This is a genomic window from Micromonospora sp. NPDC047740, assembly GCF_043204735.1.
Classification (GTDB): domain Bacteria; phylum Actinomycetota; class Actinomycetes; order Mycobacteriales; family Micromonosporaceae; genus Micromonospora.
The window spans coordinates 24,246-44,273 of record NZ_JBIDCT010000026.1 but is presented as its reverse complement, the minus strand read 5'-3'; the positions used below and the strand labels follow the sequence as shown (position 1 = coordinate 44,273).

16 protein-coding genes and 2 pseudogenes are annotated in these 20,028 nt (G+C 68.3%); 9 read left to right on the top strand and 9 right to left on the bottom strand.

What is annotated here, in order from left to right; all coding sequences use genetic code 11:
* Nucleotides 1-235: 235 nt before the first annotated feature.
* Complete coding sequence (locus ACGF4F_RS33370; protein WP_393083936.1) at nt 236-733, top strand: DinB family protein; 498 nt, start codon at nt 236-238, stop codon at nt 731-733.
* Nucleotides 734-1,046: 313 nt separating this feature from the next.
* Here ACGF4F_RS33370 and ACGF4F_RS33365 read toward each other — a convergent pair whose 3' ends face one another.
* Nucleotides 1,047-1,541, bottom strand: a complete 495-nt coding sequence (locus ACGF4F_RS33365; RefSeq protein ID WP_393083933.1) for a DinB family protein — start codon at nt 1,539-1,541, stop codon at nt 1,047-1,049.
* Nucleotides 1,542-2,297: 756 nt separating this feature from the next.
* Between ACGF4F_RS33365 and ACGF4F_RS33360 the strand changes: the two genes are divergently transcribed.
* Nucleotides 2,298-3,302 (top strand): zinc-binding dehydrogenase, encoded by a 1,005-nt coding sequence (locus tag ACGF4F_RS33360; protein ID WP_357444802.1) that lies wholly within the window; start codon nt 2,298-2,300, stop codon nt 3,300-3,302.
* Between the two features lie 193 nt (nt 3,303-3,495).
* Here the strand turns inward: ACGF4F_RS33360 and ACGF4F_RS33355 are convergent, their stop codons facing one another.
* The 3 genes from ACGF4F_RS33355 to ACGF4F_RS33345 all read right to left on the bottom strand — a co-directional run bounded on the left by ACGF4F_RS33355 (nt 3,496) and on the right by ACGF4F_RS33345 (nt 6,450).
* Nucleotides 3,496-4,797, bottom strand: coding sequence for a caspase domain-containing protein (locus ACGF4F_RS33355; protein WP_393083929.1), 1,302 nt, complete (start codon nt 4,795-4,797; stop codon nt 3,496-3,498).
* Nucleotides 4,794-5,147 (bottom strand): hypothetical protein, encoded by a 354-nt coding sequence (locus tag ACGF4F_RS33350; RefSeq protein WP_357444808.1) that lies wholly within the window; start codon nt 5,145-5,147, stop codon nt 4,794-4,796. The genes ACGF4F_RS33355 and ACGF4F_RS33350 overlap by 4 nt, the downstream gene beginning before the upstream one ends.
* A gap of 166 nt (nt 5,148-5,313) precedes the next feature.
* On the bottom strand, nt 5,314-6,450 hold the full coding sequence (locus ACGF4F_RS33345) for an RNA-guided endonuclease InsQ/TnpB family protein (RefSeq protein ID WP_393083925.1): 1,137 nt from the start codon (nt 6,448-6,450) through the stop codon (nt 5,314-5,316).
* A gap of 417 nt (nt 6,451-6,867) precedes the next feature.
* Between ACGF4F_RS33345 and ACGF4F_RS33340 the strand changes: the two genes are divergently transcribed.
* Nucleotides 6,868-7,821: a hypothetical protein gene (locus tag ACGF4F_RS33340; protein ID WP_357443690.1), complete on the top strand. Its 954-nt coding sequence runs from the start codon at nt 6,868-6,870 to the stop codon at nt 7,819-7,821.
* A 211-nt stretch (nt 7,822-8,032) separates the two neighbouring features.
* On the opposite strand, the gene ACGF4F_RS33335 is transcribed toward ACGF4F_RS33340, so the two are convergent.
* Both ACGF4F_RS33335 and ACGF4F_RS33330 read right to left on the bottom strand, forming a co-directional pair.
* The gene (locus tag ACGF4F_RS33335; RefSeq protein WP_393083922.1) at nt 8,033-8,191 is read right to left on the bottom strand and encodes a hypothetical protein; all 159 of its coding nucleotides are present in this window, start codon (nt 8,189-8,191) and stop codon (nt 8,033-8,035) included.
* 453 nt (nt 8,192-8,644) lie between these two features.
* The gene (locus tag ACGF4F_RS33330; RefSeq protein WP_393083919.1) at nt 8,645-11,692 is read right to left on the bottom strand and encodes a hypothetical protein; all 3,048 of its coding nucleotides are present in this window, start codon (nt 11,690-11,692) and stop codon (nt 8,645-8,647) included.
* Nucleotides 11,693-12,766: 1,074 nt separating this feature from the next.
* Here ACGF4F_RS33330 and ACGF4F_RS33325 point away from each other — a divergent pair.
* Together ACGF4F_RS33325 and ACGF4F_RS33320 are read left to right on the top strand one after the other, a co-directional pair.
* Nucleotides 12,767-13,366, top strand: coding sequence for a phosphotransferase family protein (locus tag ACGF4F_RS33325; protein WP_393084007.1), 600 nt, complete (start codon nt 12,767-12,769; stop codon nt 13,364-13,366).
* A gap of 211 nt (nt 13,367-13,577) precedes the next feature.
* A complete protein-coding gene (locus ACGF4F_RS33320; protein WP_357443697.1) occupies nt 13,578-14,408 on the top strand; it encodes a hypothetical protein in 831 nt (276 codons plus the stop codon).
* Between the two features lie 361 nt (nt 14,409-14,769).
* Here ACGF4F_RS33320 and ACGF4F_RS33315 read toward each other — a convergent pair.
* A pseudogene (locus ACGF4F_RS33315) lies at nt 14,770-14,952 on the bottom strand (ISL3 family transposase); the annotation flags it as partial.
* 30 nt (nt 14,953-14,982) lie between these two features.
* A complete protein-coding gene (locus ACGF4F_RS33310) occupies nt 14,983-15,702 on the bottom strand; it encodes a hypothetical protein (protein WP_393083916.1) in 720 nt (239 codons plus the stop codon).
* On the opposite strand from ACGF4F_RS33310, the gene ACGF4F_RS33305 reads away from it, so the two are divergent.
* The gene (locus tag ACGF4F_RS33305; protein WP_393084004.1) at nt 15,598-15,891 is read left to right on the top strand and encodes a transposase; all 294 of its coding nucleotides are present in this window, start codon (nt 15,598-15,600) and stop codon (nt 15,889-15,891) included. The genes ACGF4F_RS33310 and ACGF4F_RS33305 overlap by 105 nt on opposite strands.
* Here ACGF4F_RS33305 and ACGF4F_RS33300 read toward each other — a convergent pair.
* Nucleotides 15,805-16,383 (bottom strand): annotated as a pseudogene (locus ACGF4F_RS33300) (TetR/AcrR family transcriptional regulator); the annotation flags it as partial. The gene ACGF4F_RS33305 and the pseudogene ACGF4F_RS33300 sit on opposite strands and share 87 nt — an antisense overlap.
* Nucleotides 16,384-16,532: 149 nt before the next feature.
* On the opposite strand from ACGF4F_RS33300, the gene pdhA reads away from it, so the two are divergent.
* Genes pdhA through ACGF4F_RS33285 form a run of 3 tightly spaced genes read left to right on the top strand, consistent with a single transcriptional unit; the run spans nt 16,533 to nt 19,932 of the window.
* Nucleotides 16,533-17,636, top strand: a complete 1,104-nt coding sequence (gene pdhA / locus ACGF4F_RS33295; RefSeq protein WP_357443700.1) for a pyruvate dehydrogenase (acetyl-transferring) E1 component subunit alpha — start codon at nt 16,533-16,535, stop codon at nt 17,634-17,636.
* Nucleotides 17,633-18,631, top strand: coding sequence for an alpha-ketoacid dehydrogenase subunit beta (locus ACGF4F_RS33290; RefSeq protein WP_393083913.1), 999 nt, complete (start codon nt 17,633-17,635; stop codon nt 18,629-18,631). The genes pdhA and ACGF4F_RS33290 overlap by 4 nt, the downstream gene beginning before the upstream one ends.
* A gap of 11 nt (nt 18,632-18,642) precedes the next feature.
* Nucleotides 18,643-19,932 carry a dihydrolipoamide acetyltransferase family protein gene (locus ACGF4F_RS33285; RefSeq protein ID WP_393083910.1) on the top strand — a complete coding sequence of 430 codons (1,290 nt, stop codon included), beginning with the start codon at nt 18,643-18,645 and terminating at the stop codon, nt 19,930-19,932.
* Nucleotides 19,933-20,028: the final 96 nt, after the last annotated feature.

Here is a 20,028-nt window from a genome sequence, read left to right as displayed (position 1 = left end):
CCGGACCATGAGGTCAACCACCGACCTCAGCAGGCCGACCTCAACCGCCCGGAGTGCGGAAAACCGCACCTCCCACCGACACCCCTAAAGTGAGGCCGCACCTCTCAGCGGGGCAGCGGCCACCATATGGACATCAAGGTGCGAAGTTCGACCATGCGCCGCGTGATCAACATGGCAGCGGGCCGAGCACAGCGCTCGCCGTCGCTCCTGTGCAGCGGTCTGGAATGCTTTGCCCATGCCTTCCTACCCGCCTACCTTCGCCGACCAGATCGTCGCACAGCCAGCCCGTGCCCAGTTCGAGGCGTTCCTCGACGAGCACCGCGGCGCGCTCAATGGCTGCTTGGACGGGCTGACAGAGAAACAGGCGCGCCGATCGTTGGTGGCCTCCCGGACCACGCTGCTGGGTCTTGTGAAGCACGCGACTTTCGTCGAGAAGGTCTGGTTTGACGAGGCCGTCACGTGCCGGTCGCGCGCTGAGATCGGCATCCCTGCGACGTCAGAGGAGTCGTTCATCCTCGATGACGACGACACGATCGCCACCGTCCAGCACGCACATCGCGAAGCCTGCGAAGCATCACGCCATGCGACGTCATCCCTGGGTCTGGACGACATCCTTCACGGACACCGCCGGGGCCCGCTCCCGCTGCGGTGGGTGTATCTCCACGTGCTGCGCGAGCTCGCCCAGCACTGCGGGCACGCAGACATTCTTCGAGAGCAGCTCATCAACGAGTAGTGCGCGGACGTCCGCTAAGTAGGCTCCCCTCCCTGCAAAGACATCGCCGGGAGCGGGGTTCTAAGCTGGGTCTCGGCGGGTCCGGGAAGTGACTTCTCCGAAGAGCCGGCTTGGGGATGCGAGTTGGTCACGCTGGAGTCAGTAGTCGTTCCCCGGTGTCCTCCCGGGCCCGTCGCCGCGGCTACGGCGTCGTTGATCATGCGCCGGTAGACGATGCCAGGCAGGCGCCGTTTCAGAGACCGCATCGCCTCGATCGATGTCTTTCCGGAAGCTGCGTAGCACCGGATGGGGTACGGCTCCGAGTCGCGATCTCCTACCGGCCGGTGGCACCGTCGATAAGCTCTCGCAGGATGTCGGCGTGACCGGCATGCCGGATGGTCTCGCTCGTCATGTGGGCGAGCACCCAGCGAAGCGTACGAGGCGTGTCACCGACGGGTTGCGCGGTGAGGACGTCGGGGCCAGCGGCTGCGATGATGTGGGCGTCGCTCTCGGCGATCGCGGTCCGGTAGCCGACGATGATCTGATCCGGGGACCGGTCCGGCTCGACCACCATGTCGGAGTCGACGTCGGCGTAGCGCGGGTCGCCGGCGAACGTGTAGCCGAACCAGTACCGTTCGGCGTCGGTCAGGTGCTGGACCAGGCCCAGCAGTGTGGTGTCGGAGACGACCAAGCGGCGTCGCAGCTGCTCCTCGTTCAGCCCGGCGACTTTCTTCAGCATGCATGATCGAGCGAAGGACAAAAAGGCGAGGGTGGTGTCGAGCTCGCCACCGTCGTTGCGCGCCACGGCTTCGCGTTGGGATTCGATCATGCCCGGACCTTACGTGCGTGTCGTCCGGGCGAGCCGGGCGGGGACGTCATCCGACCGGTACCGACCAGGCGCCCGCTCATCGACACGACCGCGCATCGAACGCCACCGCACGTTCGTCACCGCCCTGGCTTCTGGTCGGCGGCCGGATCCAGGGGTCGACCTGGATCGGCGCGATCACAGGCGAAGATCGACGGGCGATTGGAGATGGCGCGGAGCGCGGCAAGCGGCACACGTCACCACCAGAGCCACTGGGCACCGCGGCGGTGCTGCTGGGTGGTCGGGATGGTCTCGACAACCCCGTTTCCGCGATGTTCTTTCCCGGCGTTACGGCAAGCGACCTTCGCGGCCTGACGCTCCCGGCTGGTCCAGACGGCGTTGATGAACCAGTGCGGCGGGCCGCCACCACCGGCCAGCCACCGCAGGCCGCTCCGCGGATGATGCGGACCGTCTTTGTCCGTACGAGACATGGCTGCCCCCTTTCGAGGCCGCGAACGCGGCCACCTAACGGGGGTGGAACGGGGCGCTGATCCTTGTCCGTGAGGCCATTACCGCAGGATAGGCCATTGCATCCACAGGACGGCGACCGAAGTTCAACGAGCCGCACGACCAGCGCAGATGGTGCACCTGATCATCATCGAAAATCGCGAATCAACAGTGGTGACCTTGGTCTCCCTACCCTCAGGGTGCACCTTGACCTCAACCAACCTTCAGCTTGAAGACTGGCCAGGACGCCGTCTCACGTGAAGGGTGCAACAGATGCGCGCAATCCAGGTGGCCGTGTTCGGCGGTCCGGAGGTGCTGTCCCCCGCGGAGCTGCCCGACCCGGTGCCCGGCCCCGGCCAGGTCGTCGTCGGCATGGCTGCGGCGGACGTCATTCTTCTCGATACCCTGCTGCGCAGCGGCTGGGGCCAGGACTTCTTCCCGCGGACGTTGCCGTACGTCCCAGGTGGCGGAGGAGCGGGCGCGGTGGTGGAGACCGGCGAAGGGGTGGACCCGGCATGGATCGGTCGGCGTGTGGTCGTCCGGACCAGCACCGGTTACGCCGACCGGGTTGTCGCGGATGTCGAGGAGATCATGCCGGTGCCCGACGGGCTGGCCATCGAGGCGGCGGCCGCGCTGGTGCACGACGGCGTGACCGCGCTCAGCCTGGACCGGCTGGGCACGCCGGAGAAGGGAGAATGGGTGCTGGTTTCAGCGGCTGCCGGCGGAGCCGGATCGCTGCTGGTGCAGCTGGCCGTCGACGCCGGAGCCCGGGTGGTCGCCGCCGCATCCAGCGACGTCAAACTGGCGCTGGCCGGCGAGCTGGGCGCGGAGGTTGCCGTCGATTACACGCGGTCGGACTGGATCCGCCGGGTGCGGGAGGTGACTGGCGGCGGCGCCGCGTTGGTCTACGACGGGGCGGGTGGCCCGCTCGGCACGGCAGCCTTGGAAGCGGTGGCCGACGGCGGCCGGTTCGTCACCTACGGCACGGCCGACGGCTTCGCCGCACCGGACCCTGAGTCGGCCGCGCGCCGCGGCATACGGGTGCTCGCTCCGCTACTGGACGGCCCACCGAACCAGGAGACCGTGCGCGAACTGCTGGGTCTTGCACTGGAACGGGCCGCGGAGGGACGGCTGCGGCCGACGATCGGCGCCACCTACCCGCTGGACCAGGCCACTGACGCCCACCGCGCACTTGCCGCGCGCACGACGGTGGGCAAGTCACTGTTGCTGGTCAGCGGCCAAACGGCCAGCGCCGGGCCGTCCGACTCAACCTGTTGACCAGCAACAACTCCCAAGTGACACGCGGTCGTAGGGCGTGCCTCCCGACACAACACCCCAGGTCACCCCCCACACAGACCTCCGAATCAGTCAACCGTGGGCCAAGTCGGGCCTGACAAACAACGACCCTCTCCGAGCCGTACGTCCACCAGGCGTCGCTCCGGGAACGGTAGTAGGTGCCACGCCGCCGGCGTTACTGGCAAGGGCGGCTACTGCGCGGTGCTTTGTCTCGGCCCCACTGCACCTCGAACTCCACCGGGGTGTCGAAATCTTCGTTGTTGGCATTTACGTTCGGGTATAGCCGCTTCAGCAGCACGAAACGGATCCAAACGCCGTCGCGTTGCGGTACCACGATCGATTCCCCGATCTGGGAACCTTTCACGCTGCAGCTGATCTCGGGGGTTACCACGTAGAAGAAGATGCCATCCTGGTTGACCCCTGTCAGTCCGATCACGACGGAACCGTCGGTCGTCGGGACGTCGCGGCGCCAGCTTGCGGTTACCTTCTGCGTACGCGGAAGGGTGGTGCTCGTCATCGTCGGCGCCTCTGGGGTGCGACTGCTCGTGGCAGGGCCCGCTGAGACGCCGGGAGGGGTGGAGCCGATCACCTGCGGTCTCCTCGGGTCGAGGTCGAGCGCGAAGGCGCTCGCGAGCCCGGCAGCGGCGACCACCAGACCTGCGGCTACCGACCACGGGAGAATCCGGCGCCGTCGAGGCTGCTCGTACGTCCTTGCCGGAGTCTCGGCTAGGGCGCCCGTGGCAGGGTTGCGGACCAGTGCGATCCGGTTGCCGCCGTTGCGGCTGCGGCGCTGCGGAATCGGCTGGCCCCGGCTTCGCAGCTCGGATTCGACCTGGTGAAATAGGGTGTCCATGTCGAGCGGATCGGGGCCGCCGGGTACGCCGTTCTCCAGAGCGCTCAGCAGCGCCGCGGTGAAGGCGGTGTACCTGTTTCCCGGTGGGGCCAGGGCCAGTGTCGTCTCAGCGGTGGCAGTCATCAGGTACGTGCCGTCGATGACGGCGTGATCGGCCAGCGGCCCCGGTGCGGCCATAAAGCCCGACATCGCCCGCCCGCTGAAACAGCAGTCCAGAATCACCACCTTCGCCCGGCAGCGCCGCGCGGTCGTAACCACCTCCCTGCGTACCTGGGCGAAGCGCACCGCATGATGCAGCGCGTTCGCAGCACCGCCGACCAGCGCGAGCTCCAGCTCGCCGTTGTCCAGCAACCCGTGGCCCGCGAAGTACACCACCAGCGCATCGGTGGCCTCCGCGGCCGCTTCGTGGATCGGATCGAGGATGTCCTGAGCAGTGACCGGATCCACGACCAGGCGGCAGTTCTCCGCGGGCAACCCCCACCGGTCGGCGTCGGTGAGCACGGCGGACAGGGCGGCTACGTTGGCCGCGGCGGCAGGGATGGCCGGCATCCGGGTGTACGCCGAGACACCGATCAGCACGGCCCGCGACCTCGCCGGATCGGGCAGGTAGGCGGCCGTGGTCACTGCGTGGCCTGATCCGATCCGCCGTTCTCCCCAGCCAGGAACTGCCGGATCACGTCGGCGTTCCCGGCGTCGCCGCTCGGCAGGGTCAGGGTGGCACCGTCCGCCCGCGTGATCGTGACGGTCCCGGGACGTGAGCGGGAACGACGCCATGCCTCGACGGCCAGCGCAAGACTCGAGATCGCCGTCGCCTGCCCGAGCACCACATCGATGATCTCCAGTGCGCCGAGTTTCCCCGGGTCGGCCGGACCGGGCCGTACCTCAGCGCCTCGGATCAGGCTGGCGTCGACGCGCAGCCAGTCAAAGAGCTCAGCCGAAGCTGCGGCATCGTCCATACTGATCCGTATCTGCATGCCGCCTCCTTCTCCGCTCGCCGACCATCAGTGACCATCCTTGACATCCTCCCGGTCCTGAAGGTGCCGGGATTCTCACGGTTGCCCGTGAGGTTTCCTGTTTCATCGCCGACTGCCTTTCCGGGAGGATCTTCCCTTGAGGTCTTACATCAGCTCCGCAGGCGTTTCACCTCTCCGCCAGCCCGGCGGCGAGGATGTTGCGAGCAGCGTTGATGTCCCGATCATGCTCGACCCCGCAACCCGGGCACGTCCAGACGCGGACATTGAGTTCGAGGGTGGTGTTGATCCGCCCGCACTCCGAGCAGGTTTTGGACGAGGGCAGCCACCGGTCGACGGGGATTACCTCACGCCCGTACCAGTCGGCCTTGTACTCCAGCATGCTCCGGAACTGACCCCAGCCTGCGTCGGAGATGACACGGGCCAGGCGCCGGTTGCGGAGCATGTTACGCACGCTGAGATCTTCGATCGCGACCGTTTGAGTCTCACGGACGAGTCGAGTGGTCAGCTTGTGCAGATGGTCCCGACGCCGGTCGGCGATACGGGCATGGATGCGGGCCACTCTGAGCCGGGCCTTCGCCCGGTTCGCGGAGCCCTCCTGTTTGCGGGCCAGGTTCCGCTGCGCCTTGGCCAGCTTGCGCCGGTCGGCCTGCCCGTAACGCGGGTTGGCCACCTTGCCCTGCTCGTCGCTCACCCCGCTGATCGGGCGGGACAGGGTGAGCAGACTGGTGATACCCGCGTCCACACCAACCTCCGCCGCGACCGGCGGCAGCGGCTTCACCGTCGGGTCCTCCACCAAGATGGACACGAACCAGCGCCCGGCAGCGTCCCGGGACACCGTGACCGTCGACGGTTCCGCCCCTTCGGGCAGCGGCCGGGACCACACGATGTTCAGCGGGGCGTTCATCTTCGCCAGGGTGAGCTGACCGTCCCGCCACCGGAACGCGGAACGGGTGAACTCCGCCGACGCCCGCGACTTGCGCTTGGACTTGAACCTCGGATACCGGGACCGCTTGTCCCAGAACGCCACGAACCCCGCCTGCAGATGCCGCAACGTCTGCTGCAACGGCACCGACGACACCTCGTTCAGGAACGCCAACTCCTGCGTGCGCTTCCACTCGGTCAGCCACCCCGACGACTGCACATAGGTGGTGCGCTGGCGGTCCACCGCCCACGCCCGGGTGCGGGCTTCCAACGCCCGGTTGTACACCACACGCACGCACCCGAAGGTGCGGTTCAGCTGTTCGGCCTGCTTGGGAGACGGGTAGAAGCGGTACTTGTACGCCCGCTTCACCACCTCACCCACGCCTCACACCCTACCAACCGTCCATGTAAGACGATCACTGAGGGGAGGGGCGGCGTTTCCTCCCGGCCGTAAACGACCGGGTTTCCACGCCCCAATACCGATGATATGCACGGGGCCCATTCGCGATCGCACGATCGCGGTCGGCCCTGGTCGGCTTTCACTGCATATCGGCGCTTCGCCACATAGGACGCGGATCCGACCTGGCGCACGTACGCACGCCGCGTCGAGGCGACAACCAGGGTGACGGCGTTGGGGACTGTCTTCGGCAAGACCGCGCGTTCGAGTGCCGCCGCTCCGTCCGTCACACTCGGTAACACCCGGTCGGCCGCAGACGAGGACACCGGCGCCGTCGTGCTGCGATGCCGAGGACGTCGGTCCATTACGGGGCGGGCTGACCGGCATGGCTACCATCCCCTTGTGATCGAGGACTTGATCAGGAGGACGGCCGCCGAAGAGGACGATGCGATCGAGGAGTTGTGCGCGATCGCGGACACCGATCCGCGGCGGTTGACTCCGCACCACGGCCTCCTGCTGGATCTCGACGTGTTGTGGCCGGGGAAGTTGTACCGGGCGGCAGGTGCCGACGTGGTCCGCCGGGTCATCGACCAGATCGACGGTGGGCGGACGCCGGACCGGCTCAACCACCTGCTCCTTGTCCTGGCACACAGTGCTCACCCGCTCGCCGAGAGCGCCATGCGTCGCTGGTCGACCCAGCCGCCGCCCGGCGTGGACAAGCTGCACGTCGGCCCGCTGCGCTACGCGCAGGAGGGCGGTTGGGTGGTCGGCCCGGACGGCAACCGACGTGACCTGTGCGGTGAGACCGCGTACCGGTGGGTCATGCGTGAGACATCGCGACGCGTAGAGCGTTCCCACTGTCCGTGGTGCGCATCGCCGCTCTGGACTGCCGCGGACCTCGACACCGCAGACCCCGCCACCGGTGCCGCCATGGCCCACACGGGCTGGTCCGGCCGGTTGGTGATCGAGACCTGCCACTTCTGCGCCTGCTATACGACGCTGTACAGCCGGGTCACACCTGCCGGTGCCGCTGCCTGGTGGGCCGGTAACACCCGCCCCAGCTACCTACCGGATGCGGCCGAACCGGAGGACCCGCCGGCGCTGCTGCCGGTCCCAGGACCGGCTCTGCCCAGCCCCTACCAGGCCAGCGCCTGGAATCGGGGAGGCTCGACCCTGGGCGGCAGGCCCGACTGGATCCAGGACGCCGAGCACGCCGACTGCCCCGGCTGCGGACAACCGATGGACTACGTGGGCTTGATCGGCGGCGCAGACTTGGACGAGTTCGGCGAGGGTGCCTACTACCTGCACCTGCACCAGCCGTGCGGGTTCGCCGCAGTGAACTACCAGCAGAGCTGACCGCCGCAACGGCTGTCGCCGGAAGCTGCCGGGTACCACGCCGCACGTTGCAGCATTGCCACCGAACCATGGCGGCTCTGCTTCATCAGGCATGAAGACGAGTTCGTCCGAGTTCCTCGTCGGACAAACACGGTTTTCGGCAACGGCCGGGCGCTGCGGCACCCGGGACATCACGCTCCGTTCGGCTCGGGCGGCATGAGCGAGCACCCGATCAAGAGGTCTCGCCGCCAGTGGGGCCGGCGGCGGTCCTGGCGAGGCGGCGGGCGAGGTGGCCGAAGGCGTCGACAAGCTCGGCGGGGCCGACAACCTCGATCTCGGTGTCGAACCGGGCGATGGCGGCGGCGATGCCGATGCGCCGCAAGCCGGTCACGGACCGCCGGTGCTCACGACAAGGCCCAGATCGGCGGTGATTACGGAGCAGGCATGACTGACTTCGGACGACCAACAAGACTCCTCGATGACCACCTCAACTGTCATCCCCGTCCTGCTACCCCTAGCCCGGGGCGTGCTACACCAACCGCATCAAGCCGGGCATCGGGCGACTTGCCGGGGCCCTGAGTAGACGGCCCGAAAGGTCGGCAAGGTGACGGTGGGGAACGCACGAATCTGCCGCGAGGTGCCCGCAGCCAGGCGGCGAGAGGATCAGTTGGCCGGCGGGGGCCCGCCCCACCACCCGAGGCGGACAGTCGCTCGCCCCACAGCGAGGATCCACAACGGTGCATCCCGGTGAACGCTGGGGATACCGCACCAGTGAGGCTCCGCCTCGGAGCGCCGAGTAGGTCAGTTGAGCTGCACAAACAGACGTCTGGTACCAAGCGGTCGATCATGGGCGCAGCCAGAGTGCCGGCTCGCGTGTGAAGCGGCCGGTGGCAGTGTCGCGCAGGAGCGCGATGCCGTCGACAGTCACCGGTTCGTCGGACTCGCCGCCCTCGCCGCCCTCGCCCTTCATTTCATCCGGAGCGCTGCCGTGGAGCGCAGTGGTCGAATCATGCGCGTCGCCGTTCGTTTGGTTCAGGGGCGCGGGGGCGGGCCGCAGCAGGTGGCGAGTGGGGAATCCGCGAAGTTCGTTCTGGTGTACGGCGCAGCTCACCTCGATGGTGTCGCCAGCGGTGAGTCGGAGTAGTCGGCTGGCACGTGGACCCAGCACCACCGGCTCGACGGTGGCACCGTCCTTGCCCGTTATGGTCACCCGTCCGCTGGCGAGCGGCTCGACCCGCACCCCCTCGGCCTGGAGCCACTCGGCAAAAGCCAGTACGCAGTAGCGCTCGAGCGCCTGGTCGGTCGGCTCGCCGTTCGGATGCAGATCGCCCGGCTGCACTACGACCTGGGTCCATACCCGCGGAGGCGCCTCCGGCGGCGCGGTACCTTTGCCGGCCGCCGCTGCTTCCGACCGGACCAGCAGCCGTTCGACGTTTTCCGCCGTGCAGTACGCCGAGAGTTCCAACTCATTCAGAAGATCGAGAAGTCGCCGAGCGTACTGAGCGGGGGCGGCTTTTCCGGCGGATTCGGCGGCGTCCTGGGTCTCGCTGATCTGGCGCTTCTGCCATGTGTGCAGGTGCCCGTCGAACTCCAATGCCTGGTCGCGCTGAAAGCCGAGCCACTGCATCGCCCGTACGAACTCGCTGTCCGGCACGAGGCTCTTCGGGCGGTTCTGTCGGCCCACCTTCTCGATGAACGAGTCCGGCCACGGGATGCAGAACCGGTAGAGGCAGATGAGCCGGGGCAGCACGTACTCATGTAGTTGGCGGGGACGCTCGGTGAGTAACAGGCCGTGGATTCCCCAGTGCTCGATTCGCCGGGCCAGTGCCTTTATGTCGGAACGGACCCGGTCCTGCCGCCGCACCTTCATCGGAGCCGCCCGATCCCACAGGTCGGCGAAGCGCCCGGCCAGGGCGTTGTCGAGCTCGGCCCAGCGCTGCCGGTTCTTCGGGGCGTCCTCGGGTTTGGCTGGCTGGCGCCGCACGCTGCCGAGGAAATCCTCGAGACTGTCGGTCGAGGCGTCCCTCAGGAAGTGCCACACCCCGTGGCCGTCGCGCATGACAAGCCGGCGGCGTGACCCGTCATAGAGTTGGCGAAACTGTCGAGAGCTCAGCCGACCCGAGGACCTGAACCTGACCCAGACGTACAGCGCTACGCCTAGGACGGCGAATCCGCAGGCAAGGCTGAATAGGGCTGCCTCGTTGGCGTGCCGGGCCAGCAGCCCCAGTGCCTGGTCATGCAGCCAGCGCAGCCAGTTGGCATCCGCCGGCGCGCTGGGGGTCGGCGTGGCGCCCTGCGGGGTTTTCATGTCCGTCGTGGCGTCCAGTACCGTCACCAGGCTGACCAGTCCCACCGCGAGGCTGATCACCACGCCGCCTTTCTGGATCACGTCCGCCTCGCGGACTCGCCGCTCGTCGAAGGCGGAGGTGATCGCGGCCACGAGGTCGTCGTACCGAGACTTGACCCAGGAGGATTGCTCGACGATTTCCGCGCCGTGCTGGCGTACCCGGGCGAACAGTCCGGTCTCGGTGATCGCTCCGCGCAGTCCGCGCACACTCCGCCCGTGCAACTCGGTGAGTTTCGCGTCGAAGTCGTCCTGCAACCGCTCGGCCGCCGCGTCGATGTCGGCACTGGAGGCCCGCGTCAGTGCGCGCAGATGGCCGAGGTCGGCTACGCCTTGGAGCAGGATCTGGTGCAGCAATTGCACCGCGCGGTGTGCTTCGTTGAGTGTTCGGCCGCGCCGCATCGGCAGGTGGGTCGAGAGCGCGTCCCACAGAAACGCGCCGCGTTCAGCCATCGCGGTGTAGACCTGAAGATGGTTTTTCCAGATTTCCAGGTCGCGCCCCACCGTGTACAGCTCGCTGCCGCTTTTTGCCTCGAGTTCACTGAGGGCGATGACGATCCCCGCCGCGTTCTCCTCCTGACGTCGGATGGCGGCCGCCTGCCGGTCCGAGTCCCGCTGGCCTTCGGCGTCACGGGCCGGGTAGCCGTTGCGGGACGGCAGGATCAGGTAGTGCGGAGTGTAGGTCTCGTCCTCCCGCCGGAACCGGCGCAGCACCATGAAGTCGCCGTTGATCACGGCGCGGCTCACCACGGAGTCCCGAGCGGTGCCCGTCAGTAGCAGCTCGCGCGCGAGCCGATCACCGACCCGGTCACTCTGCTCCAGATAGCGGTAGGCGTCGCTGCGCAGAGACGCCGGGACGGCCACCCAGAATGTCGGTAAGTCGTACTGCCAATCGAAGATCCGGAACTGGACCGGCAGGAGTTGCGCGGCGAGCAGCCGCTGCAGGCTCTCGCCGACCCGCAGCAGATAGCCGCGGTAGGCGGGTAGCTGCTCGGCGGGGATCTGCACGTCCTGCGCGGCGTTCACCGCCAGCAGCTCCTCAGGGGCGTGCCGACGGCTACGGGGCAGCGACGTCCATACCGAGATGCTGGCTCGGCACAGCGGCCGCTCGACAAGGTAGGAAAAGGAGATGTCAACGACCGCATACAGGGGTCGGTCCGGGTCCGCCGGATCGCGCAGCGACTGCAGCCGTCGCGGCTCCAGAAATACTTGATGCCGCAGCTCGGCTAGCTGGTCACGGGCCGTTCGGTTTTTGTCCAATGCGGCCAGACACCCCTGCCGCACCTCGTCTACCAGCTCGGTCATCAGTGACCGGCCCGCTTCACTGTCGGCACGTTGGTAGTCGACGGCATCGTCTCCATCGTGGACCCGTCCCAACCAGGCCGCGCCGTCCGGCACCCCGTCCGTGCGGAGGAGGGCGTCGAGTAGGCGACGGTGCGCGGCGAAGTCCACGCCGCCTGGTTCGGTGGTGAGACTGTCCGGGGAGCAGTTGGGGTCCCGCCGCAGCAGCTCCACTTCGGGGATGCGCCAGGCCGAGGTACGAACCATGATCAGACGGTTGAGCGCACCGTGTCGCTCGCGGCCCGTCCGCGGCTCCGAGCGTTCCTGCCGTCGCGAGCCGCCGTCCCCACCCCCAGAGGCCTCCACCGTCACGGGCGCGTCCGCTGGTGTGACCGCTGGTGCCGGCTCAGGTGCCGGCCGTGGCGACGGGACTTCGCCCAGCACCACCGAATCAGTGGGGACAGCTTGGGCCGGCTCGACGATCTCTCCATGCTGGTAAGGCTTTCCCACATTACCCTCCGGCATCGTCACCTACCCCCACGGTAAGCGGCTCCATCGACACCGGACGAGATCCGCTCGGACGATTGCTGGGGGACCGTCCGGCGGCGTGCGCACGACCTTCTCGCGAACGGCTGGGCAAATTCGTCGGACCGAGGTCCAACCGGGCTGGCACCCTCATCTGCCACAGCGCGAAGCTGAGGCGTACCTGTCGGTGGTGGACCTGATCCGCGACGCCGAGGACGTGGCACGCTCACCTACGACATCGGTGCCGGCCTCGCCGCCCAGTCGGTGCGGTACGCACCGGCCAGGGCGGGTACCGGCAGCGCGACGTCGAGGAGGGCAATCGCAGCGGGAATCTGGCGGCGTCGGCGGCGAGCAGGGTGCGGCGGCGGGGGAGTTTGTCGGCGTACTCACCAATGGGAATGGCGAAAATGAGGAAGGGGAGCGTCTGCGCGGCTTTGATCACACCCAGCTCGCCGGGCGAGGCGTGTAGCACGGAACACGCCAGGATCGGCACCGCCACCACCGAGTGCGCTGCCCGGCGCGCTGAGCGTGTCCCCGGTCCAGAACGGCGCGAAGCGGCGATGTCCCCAGACCCCGTCCGCACCCGCCATGCCAAACAGAACCGGTGGCGTCCCGCCACCCGCAAAATCCGGCGACATCGACGGCCATCCCCGCCAGGATGGCCGGTATGGAAGCGGTTGAGGTCGTCGTCGCCCACAGCCAGCGTGCGACGCTGCGCGTCGGCGACGTGTTCCTGAAGGTCGACGGCGACCCGGCGCACGCCGACGTCGAGGTGCGGGCGATGGCCATGGCGCCGATTCCGACCCCGGCGATCCTCTGGCGCGAGCCGCCGGTGCTCGCGATCGCCGCCGTGCCCGGCAGGGCGCGCTCGGCCTCCTCGGCGAACCGTCGGCCGCGTCGGCGGCGGCATGGGCTGCGGCGGGTGCCGCCATACGGAGGCTGCACGATGCGCCGTTGCCGCCGTGGCCGGGGCCCAGGCTCGACGACGTGGCGGCGGAGCTCGACAGCGAGTGCGCGTGGCTGCTCGCCAACGCCGGTCTGCCCGCCGAGGTGATCCGGCGCAACCGCGAGATCGCCGAGGCCGCGCTCCGGCCGTGGAAACCGGTGTTCATCCACGGCGACCTGCAGATCACCCACGTGTTCGTCGACGGCGACGAGGTCACCGGCGTCATCGACTGGTCCGAGGCCGCCCCCGGCGACGCCATGTTCGACCTGGCCACCCTGACGCTCGGGCACGAGGAACGCTTGGAGGACCTGCTTGCTGGCTACGGTGACGGCGCGGACCGGGACGTGATCCGCGCCTGGTGGTCACTGCGCAGTCTGGTGGCGTCGCGCTGGCTGATCGAGCACGGCTTCGATCCGGACGCGCCGGGGTGCGAATTCGACGTGCTCAGATCCCGGATGCAGGAACCCTAGGGTCTGTATCAAGCTGAGCCACGCCGCAGCGGCCTCAGCTTTGATACCGACCCTAGCCGGGTAGGCGTGCAAGCGACGCGACTGCAATGACCGTGTTTCTCGATGCTCTGGTCGCACACGACGAGGCCGCCCGCGTCGGGTTGTCGGCAAACTTGGCCTGTGGCCCCGGTTTTCCGCCAATCTGACACGGGTGTCGAGAGTGGGGTGAGCTGTGAGTCGTGTATCCGGTGCGGCGGTCCGGACAGCCGGTGTCCGGATCGCGGCAGTCGTCTTCGCGCTGACGTGGCTGGTCTTTCCCGGGTTCGGCCTGCCCGACCTGGTGGTGACGTGGGACCCGGCCTGGGCGGTGGCGCTGGAGGCCGGCTGGGGACTGCTGTTCACCGTGTTCGTCGCGGCGGCCTTCGTCCGGATCGCCGCGCGGCCTCGGCGGTCAGCACCCGCCGTCGTGCAGTTGCTGTGCGTCGCGGCGGCCCTCGCGGTCTCCGCCGCCGCCTCCCTTGAATGGGCCTTGGTGCTCGTTGCCGTGGCCGTGGCCGGGGAGGCGCTCGTCGTGGCGTTCGCGCCCGGGCGGGAGTCGCTCACGACGGGCGGTGTCCGGGTGGACCGGCCGCTGGTGGCCCTGGCCGGGCTCGCCGCGCTGCCCTGGCTGGCGTACGCCCACAGGATGTACGCGGCGAACCGGGCGGGGCTGCCCGAAGACGTCACTATCGGGATCGACCACTACGCCGTGCAGGGCGCGGTGGGCCTCGTCCTCGTGGTGCTGAGCGGGACGGCGGCGTGCTGGGTGCGGGGCCGGCGGTTCGTCGGGGCCGGGGTCGGGCTTGTGGCCGCGTATCTCGGTCTCGTCTGCCTCGTCTGGCCCGGCACGCCCGGCGGGTTCGGGCCGGTCTGGTCGGCGCTGAGCATGGCCTGGGGCATCGCCTTCGGCACACTCGCCGCCGTCCGCAGCGCGGGTCCTGGCACGACCCGAGGCGCCGGCCGGGAGGGTTTCCGCGGTTGTCGGCCCAGTTTGGGCAGGTCGGAGTCGGCGCAGCGGGCGTAGGAGCGGTGCAGCAGCCGGTGGACGTGTTCGCGGTCGGGCTGGGTGCGGGCGGTGGCGGGCAGGTCGAGAAGGTCCTCTTCGCGTTCCAGGCAGTCAGGATCGGGGCGCCGATGGCCGTGGGGCAGGGCGTCGAGGGTGTCGACCAGGCGGTCGACGTGCTTGCCGTGCGGGCGGCGGAGCGGGTGCGGCCGGCGTCGGCGACCGCCGCCCCGGCCGCCTCACGCAACCGCGTGGTGAGCCGGGAACGGGCGGGTACCTGGGCGACCTGCTCGGTGAACGACGTGCGTGGGCGAGCGGCCGTCGGGCAGTACCAGCGGCGTTTCCGCCAACGCAGCCGTACCGGCCGGCCACCCACCGGCAGATCCCGCGGCCGGGTCGTGGCCCACTGCTTCACCCGAGCCGCCCGCTGCCCACACCCCGGGCAGCATCGTGCCTGCTCATCGCCGGTCGACAGGTCCACCACCGGGACGCCCTCGGCGTCCAGCTCGACCCGCTCCACCACCAGGCCGTCCAGGCCCAACAGCCGGGTCGTATCGTTGACCATGCTCGTCCCCATGGCTCAGATCGGGGCAGGTCAGGGCTTCACCACTTCACATGGAGTTTGCCCTGGTCGTTGACCACTTCGACCTCCGCGTCCGCCACGTGGTTGCCCACCATGCATGTGCAGGTGAAACCTGGTTCCCGCCTTGACCACCACGGAACCAGGGCACGACAGCACCTTTACCGGCTCATCCCGAATGCCCTGGATGTTGGCGGCCACTGCCTGCTGCACCGCCGCCTGGTCCAGCACCCGCTCTGGTCTGATGGTGACGACCTCGTCGGCGCTCAGCACCTTGACCGTCACCACCACCGCACAGGCGGCGACCACAACCGAGGAGATCGCCACCACGGCACGTGCCAGGTTCCCTTGATCAGCCACGCGAACAGATCTATCCAGACGGACAGAGGTTGACAAGGTTCCTTGGTCAGCGGCCCTCACCCCCGAGGAACAGGACGCGCCGGCGCCATCTCCAGTGATCACATAGGTGAGGTACAACGAGAACAGCCACCTCGGGCCGACATCCATGACGCGCCGCACGGCGCCGGGGCAGCCATTTGTCGGCGTACGACTTTGGGTGCCCAGGTAGGTACGGCTGAACGCGTACCTATCTGAGCATCCGAACTCGTACGCCAACGCCATTCCTGGTGGCTGCTGGGCAACCGCCGCCGCTGCTACGCCCGCTGCGCCGCCTCCGACCTGGCCGAACTCCACCGGCTCGCCACTACGATCGAAACCTGGTGGCCACAGATCCACGCATTCCTGCATACCGGCATCACCAACGCCGGCTCAGAAGGCACCAACCGCGTCATCAAGTTAGGGCCGTGCGTTCTCGGCGATTCCGAGGATGCGGAGCACCGTGTCGGCGTGTCTGCGAGCCTGGGCGCGGGTGGGCGGTGGGGTCAGCCCGAGCAGGCGACGGCGGTGGTGCTCGCCGAGCAGTAGGCCGAAGATCGCTTCTGCCTGCTCTTCTGGTGAGCTGTCCGGTGGTCGGGGAACGTCGGCGACGCGGGTGGCGAGGAGTTGGATGTAGCCGCGGGGTCCGCTGGTGTAGAAGCGTTCGGCCAAGTCGGGAAACTGAACGGCCTCCGCGATCATCAAGCGGTGTAGTCCGATCGCCTCATCGGAGTGCAGGGTGAAGACGAGCCGTGCGCCGAGCTCTGCGAGCGACTCGTCCCGGCCGGTGAGATCGGTGAGGGCGGCAGTGCGGAAGCGCTCGATGGCTGCGGTGAACACTTCCGCCTTGTCGCCGAAGTAGGTGTAGATCGTTCTCTTGGTCACGCGGGCGGACGCCGCTAGCTCATCGATCGAGGCCTGGCCGTAGCCCTTGGACACGAACAAGGTGACCGCGGCGTCGAGTATCTGGTCGCGGCGTCGTTCGCGCTCCTGGGCGGTGGGGCGGCCGCGTTTGCGTGGTGTCGTCTCACCTTGTGCCATGTTGCGTCCCTCACTCGTGTGGTCGCGGTGGGCGACCGTGGCCTCCACCTACCCTATAATGACACGTGACCGTTTCATTCTGTCCGTGGGGCCTCTTCCCCCCGGCGGTCACCTCGGCTTCAGAAGAGCCCCAAGCGAGGAGATGCCACATGCCCACCCGGAAGTCCGCCTCACCCAAGCAGCAGAGGCGGTCGCGTCCGACGCGGGAGGGTTCGTTTCCCGCCGTTGAACGGTTGCAGGAGTTCTATCGACAGATGGTGCTCATCCGCCGTTTCGAGGAGCGCGCCGCGCGGTCGTACACGCAGGCCGAGATCGGCGGATACTGCCACCTCAACCTCGGTGAGGAGGCGACGGTCGTCGGTCTGATGTCGGCGCTCGAGCCGACGGACTACCTGTTCACGAACTATCGCGAGCACGGCTACGCGCTCGCTCGCGGTATCGCACCGGGACGGGTGATGGCGGAGCTGTACGGTCGCAGCGGCGGCGTCTCGAAGGGGTGGGGCGGGTCGATGCACCTGTTCGACGCGCAGGCGCGCCTGCTCGGCGGTTACGGCATCGTCGGCGGCCAGATTCCCCTCGCCACGGGCGCGGCTCTCGCGATCGACTACCGCGGCGGGGCGGACGCGGTGGTCTGCCTCATGGGAGACGGGACCACCAACATCGGCGCCTTCCACGAGTCCCTCAACATCGCCGCCCTCTGGGGCCTGCCGATCGTGTACGTCGTCGTCAACAACGGGCTCGGCATGGGCACCACGGTGGAGAAGGCTTCGGGCGAGCCCGAGCTGTACAAGAGAGCCACGTCCTACCGGATGGCCTCCGCCCGTGTCGACGGCACGGACCCTCTCACCGTGCGCGAGGCCATGCTCACGGCGTTGACCAGCGCCCGGGAGGGCAAACCGTTCCTGCTCGAAACGATGAGCCCGCGCCTGAAGGGTCACTCGGTGGTCGACCCGGCGAAGTACCGCACCAAGGAGGAAGCGGAGGCGCTGCAGGCAGCCGACCCGGTCGCCGCGTTCGCTGTCCGCCTGCACGAGCAGGGTCTGCTCGATGACGAGGCGATCGCGACGATCGACGAGGAGGCGATGCGCACCGTCGTCGAAGCCGTGACATTCGCGGAGCAAAGCCCGCACCCCTCGGTCGACACCCTCTTCGACTACACCTACGCCACACCGGTACCGAACGACTCCCGCCGGCTGCCAGGTGAACCGCTCTTCGAACCGGCGCCCTTGCCCCAGATCGGAGCACCCGCATGAGCATCATGACCTACCGCCAGGCCGTGCACGACACTCTCCGCGACGAGATGCGCCGCGACGAGAACGTGCTGCTGATCGGCGAGGAGATCGGCGTGTTTGAGGGCTCCTACAAGATCACGGCAGGGATGCTCGCCGAGTTCGGCGAGAAGCGCGTGCGCGACACCCCGATCGCCGAGGAAGGGTTCACCGGCGCAGCGATCGGCGCCGCCATGCTCGGCCTGCGCCCCGTCGTGGAGATCATGACGATCAACTTCTCCCTGCTCGCCCTCGACCAGATCGTCAACCACGCCGCGAAGATCTACGGCATGTTCGGCGGCCAGGCCCGCGTGCCGCTCGTGATCCGCACCCCCGGCGGCGGCGGGCAGCAGCTCGGCGCGACCCACTCCCAGAACATCGAGCTGTACTACGCGTTCGTGCCCGGCATGAAAGTCGTCGCCCCCTCCACCCCCGCCGACGCGAAGGCACTGCTCCTGGCCGCGATCCGCGACGACGACCCGGTCCTGTTCCTGGAGAACCTCGCCCTGTACAACACCAAAGGCGACGTACCCGACGACGACACCCCCGCCGAGATCGGCCGCGCCGCCGTCACCCGCCCCGGCTCTGACATCACGGTCGTCGCCTATTCACGCATGGCCGCCGTCGCCCTGGAAGTCGCCGAGAAGCTCGCCGAAACCGACGGGATCGACGTCGAGGTGGTCGACCTGCGCAGCCTCCGCCCGCTCGACCGCGACACCGTGATCGCCTCGGTACGCAGAACCCACTGCGCCGTCGTCCTCGAAGACGACTGGCTCACCTACGGCATCGGCGCCGAGATCGCCGCCACCATCTCCGACGGCGCCTTCGACTGGCTCGACGCCCCTGTGCGCCGCGTCGCCATGGCCGAAGTGCCCCTGCCCTACTCCAAGCCGCTCGAAACCGCGGCCCTGCCCTCCGCGGACGACGTCACCACCGCCATCCGCCAGACCCTCGTCGCCGTGGCACGACGCGCCGAGTAAGGAGCCGTTCCGTGATCGACATCCTCATGCCCCGCCTGTCCGACACCATGGAAGAAGGCGCCATCGCCACCTGGCACAAGAAGCCGGGCGAGAAGGTCGAGGTCGGCGACATCCTCGTCGAGATCGAGACCGACAAAGCCATCATGGAGTACGAGGCATACGAGGCGGGCACCCTGCACGACATCCTCGTCCCCGCAGGAGAACGCGCCGCCATCGGCACCGTGATCGGTCGCCTCGACGACGGCCTCGGGCAGCCGCCGAGCCCACCGGAAGAACCCGCCACCGAGACCACACCGGCACCCACCGCACCACCGAACCTGCCGGCCGACACAACCCGTCAGCCCGCAGCACCAGGGGCGCAGGTGCTCCCACCGCAGTCCGAGACGCAGCCACGCGTTCCCCACAAACGGCTGTTCGCGACCCCGCTCGTGCGCCGACTCGCGCGTGAGAATGCGATAGACCTCGATGAGATCACCGGATCCGGACCCGGCGGGCGGATCGTCCGCGCTGACATCCAGGAAGCCCTCACCGCACGAGAACAACGCCCCGCCGACTCACCACAAGCGACAGCAGCAGAACCCGCAGAACCCGGCGACAGCAGACACAGCACGGCGATCCCCTTCGACTCCACACGACAGGTCATCAGCCGACGGCTGACCGAAAGCAGCAACTCCGCACCACACTTCTACGTCACCGCCGTCGCAGACGTCGAAGAACTCCTCCAACTACGGGCCACCATCAACAGCCACCTCGACGACCTCGGACGCGGCACAGTCAGCGTCAACGACCTCATCGTCCGTGCCGGCGCCCTCGCACTGAGGCAACACCCCGGACTCAACGCCTCATACTCACCCGAAGGCCGCGGCCAGACCCTGATCCACGAACGCGTCAACATCGGCATCGCCGTCTCGTCACCGACAGGACTCGTCGTACCGGTGATCCACGACGCCGACCAGAAGACTCTCTCCCAAATCGCCGCCGACTCACAACGCCTCGCCCACGCCGCGCGAGACCGCAAGCTCACCGGGCCGGACATGGCACACGGCACCTTCACCATCAGCAACCTCGGCATGTACGGAGTCGAGCAATTCACCGCGATCATCAACCCACCCGAAGGAGCCATCCTCGCCGTCGGCGCCGCCCTCCCCGAACCCGTCGCGGCAGGCGACACCGTAGCCATCCACCGACGCATCCGATACACACTCTCCGCCGACCACCGAATCATCGACGGCGCCCTCGCCGCCCAATTCCTCACCACCCTCACCAACCTGCTCGAACGACCTATGGCACTGCTCGCCTGAACCCGCACCAGAGCCCCCCTGCCCGGCCACCAAGCGGCCATGTCTCCGCCGAGGCCGGGCAGGGACACCGGACGCAACAGTGGCCTCTTCGACGGT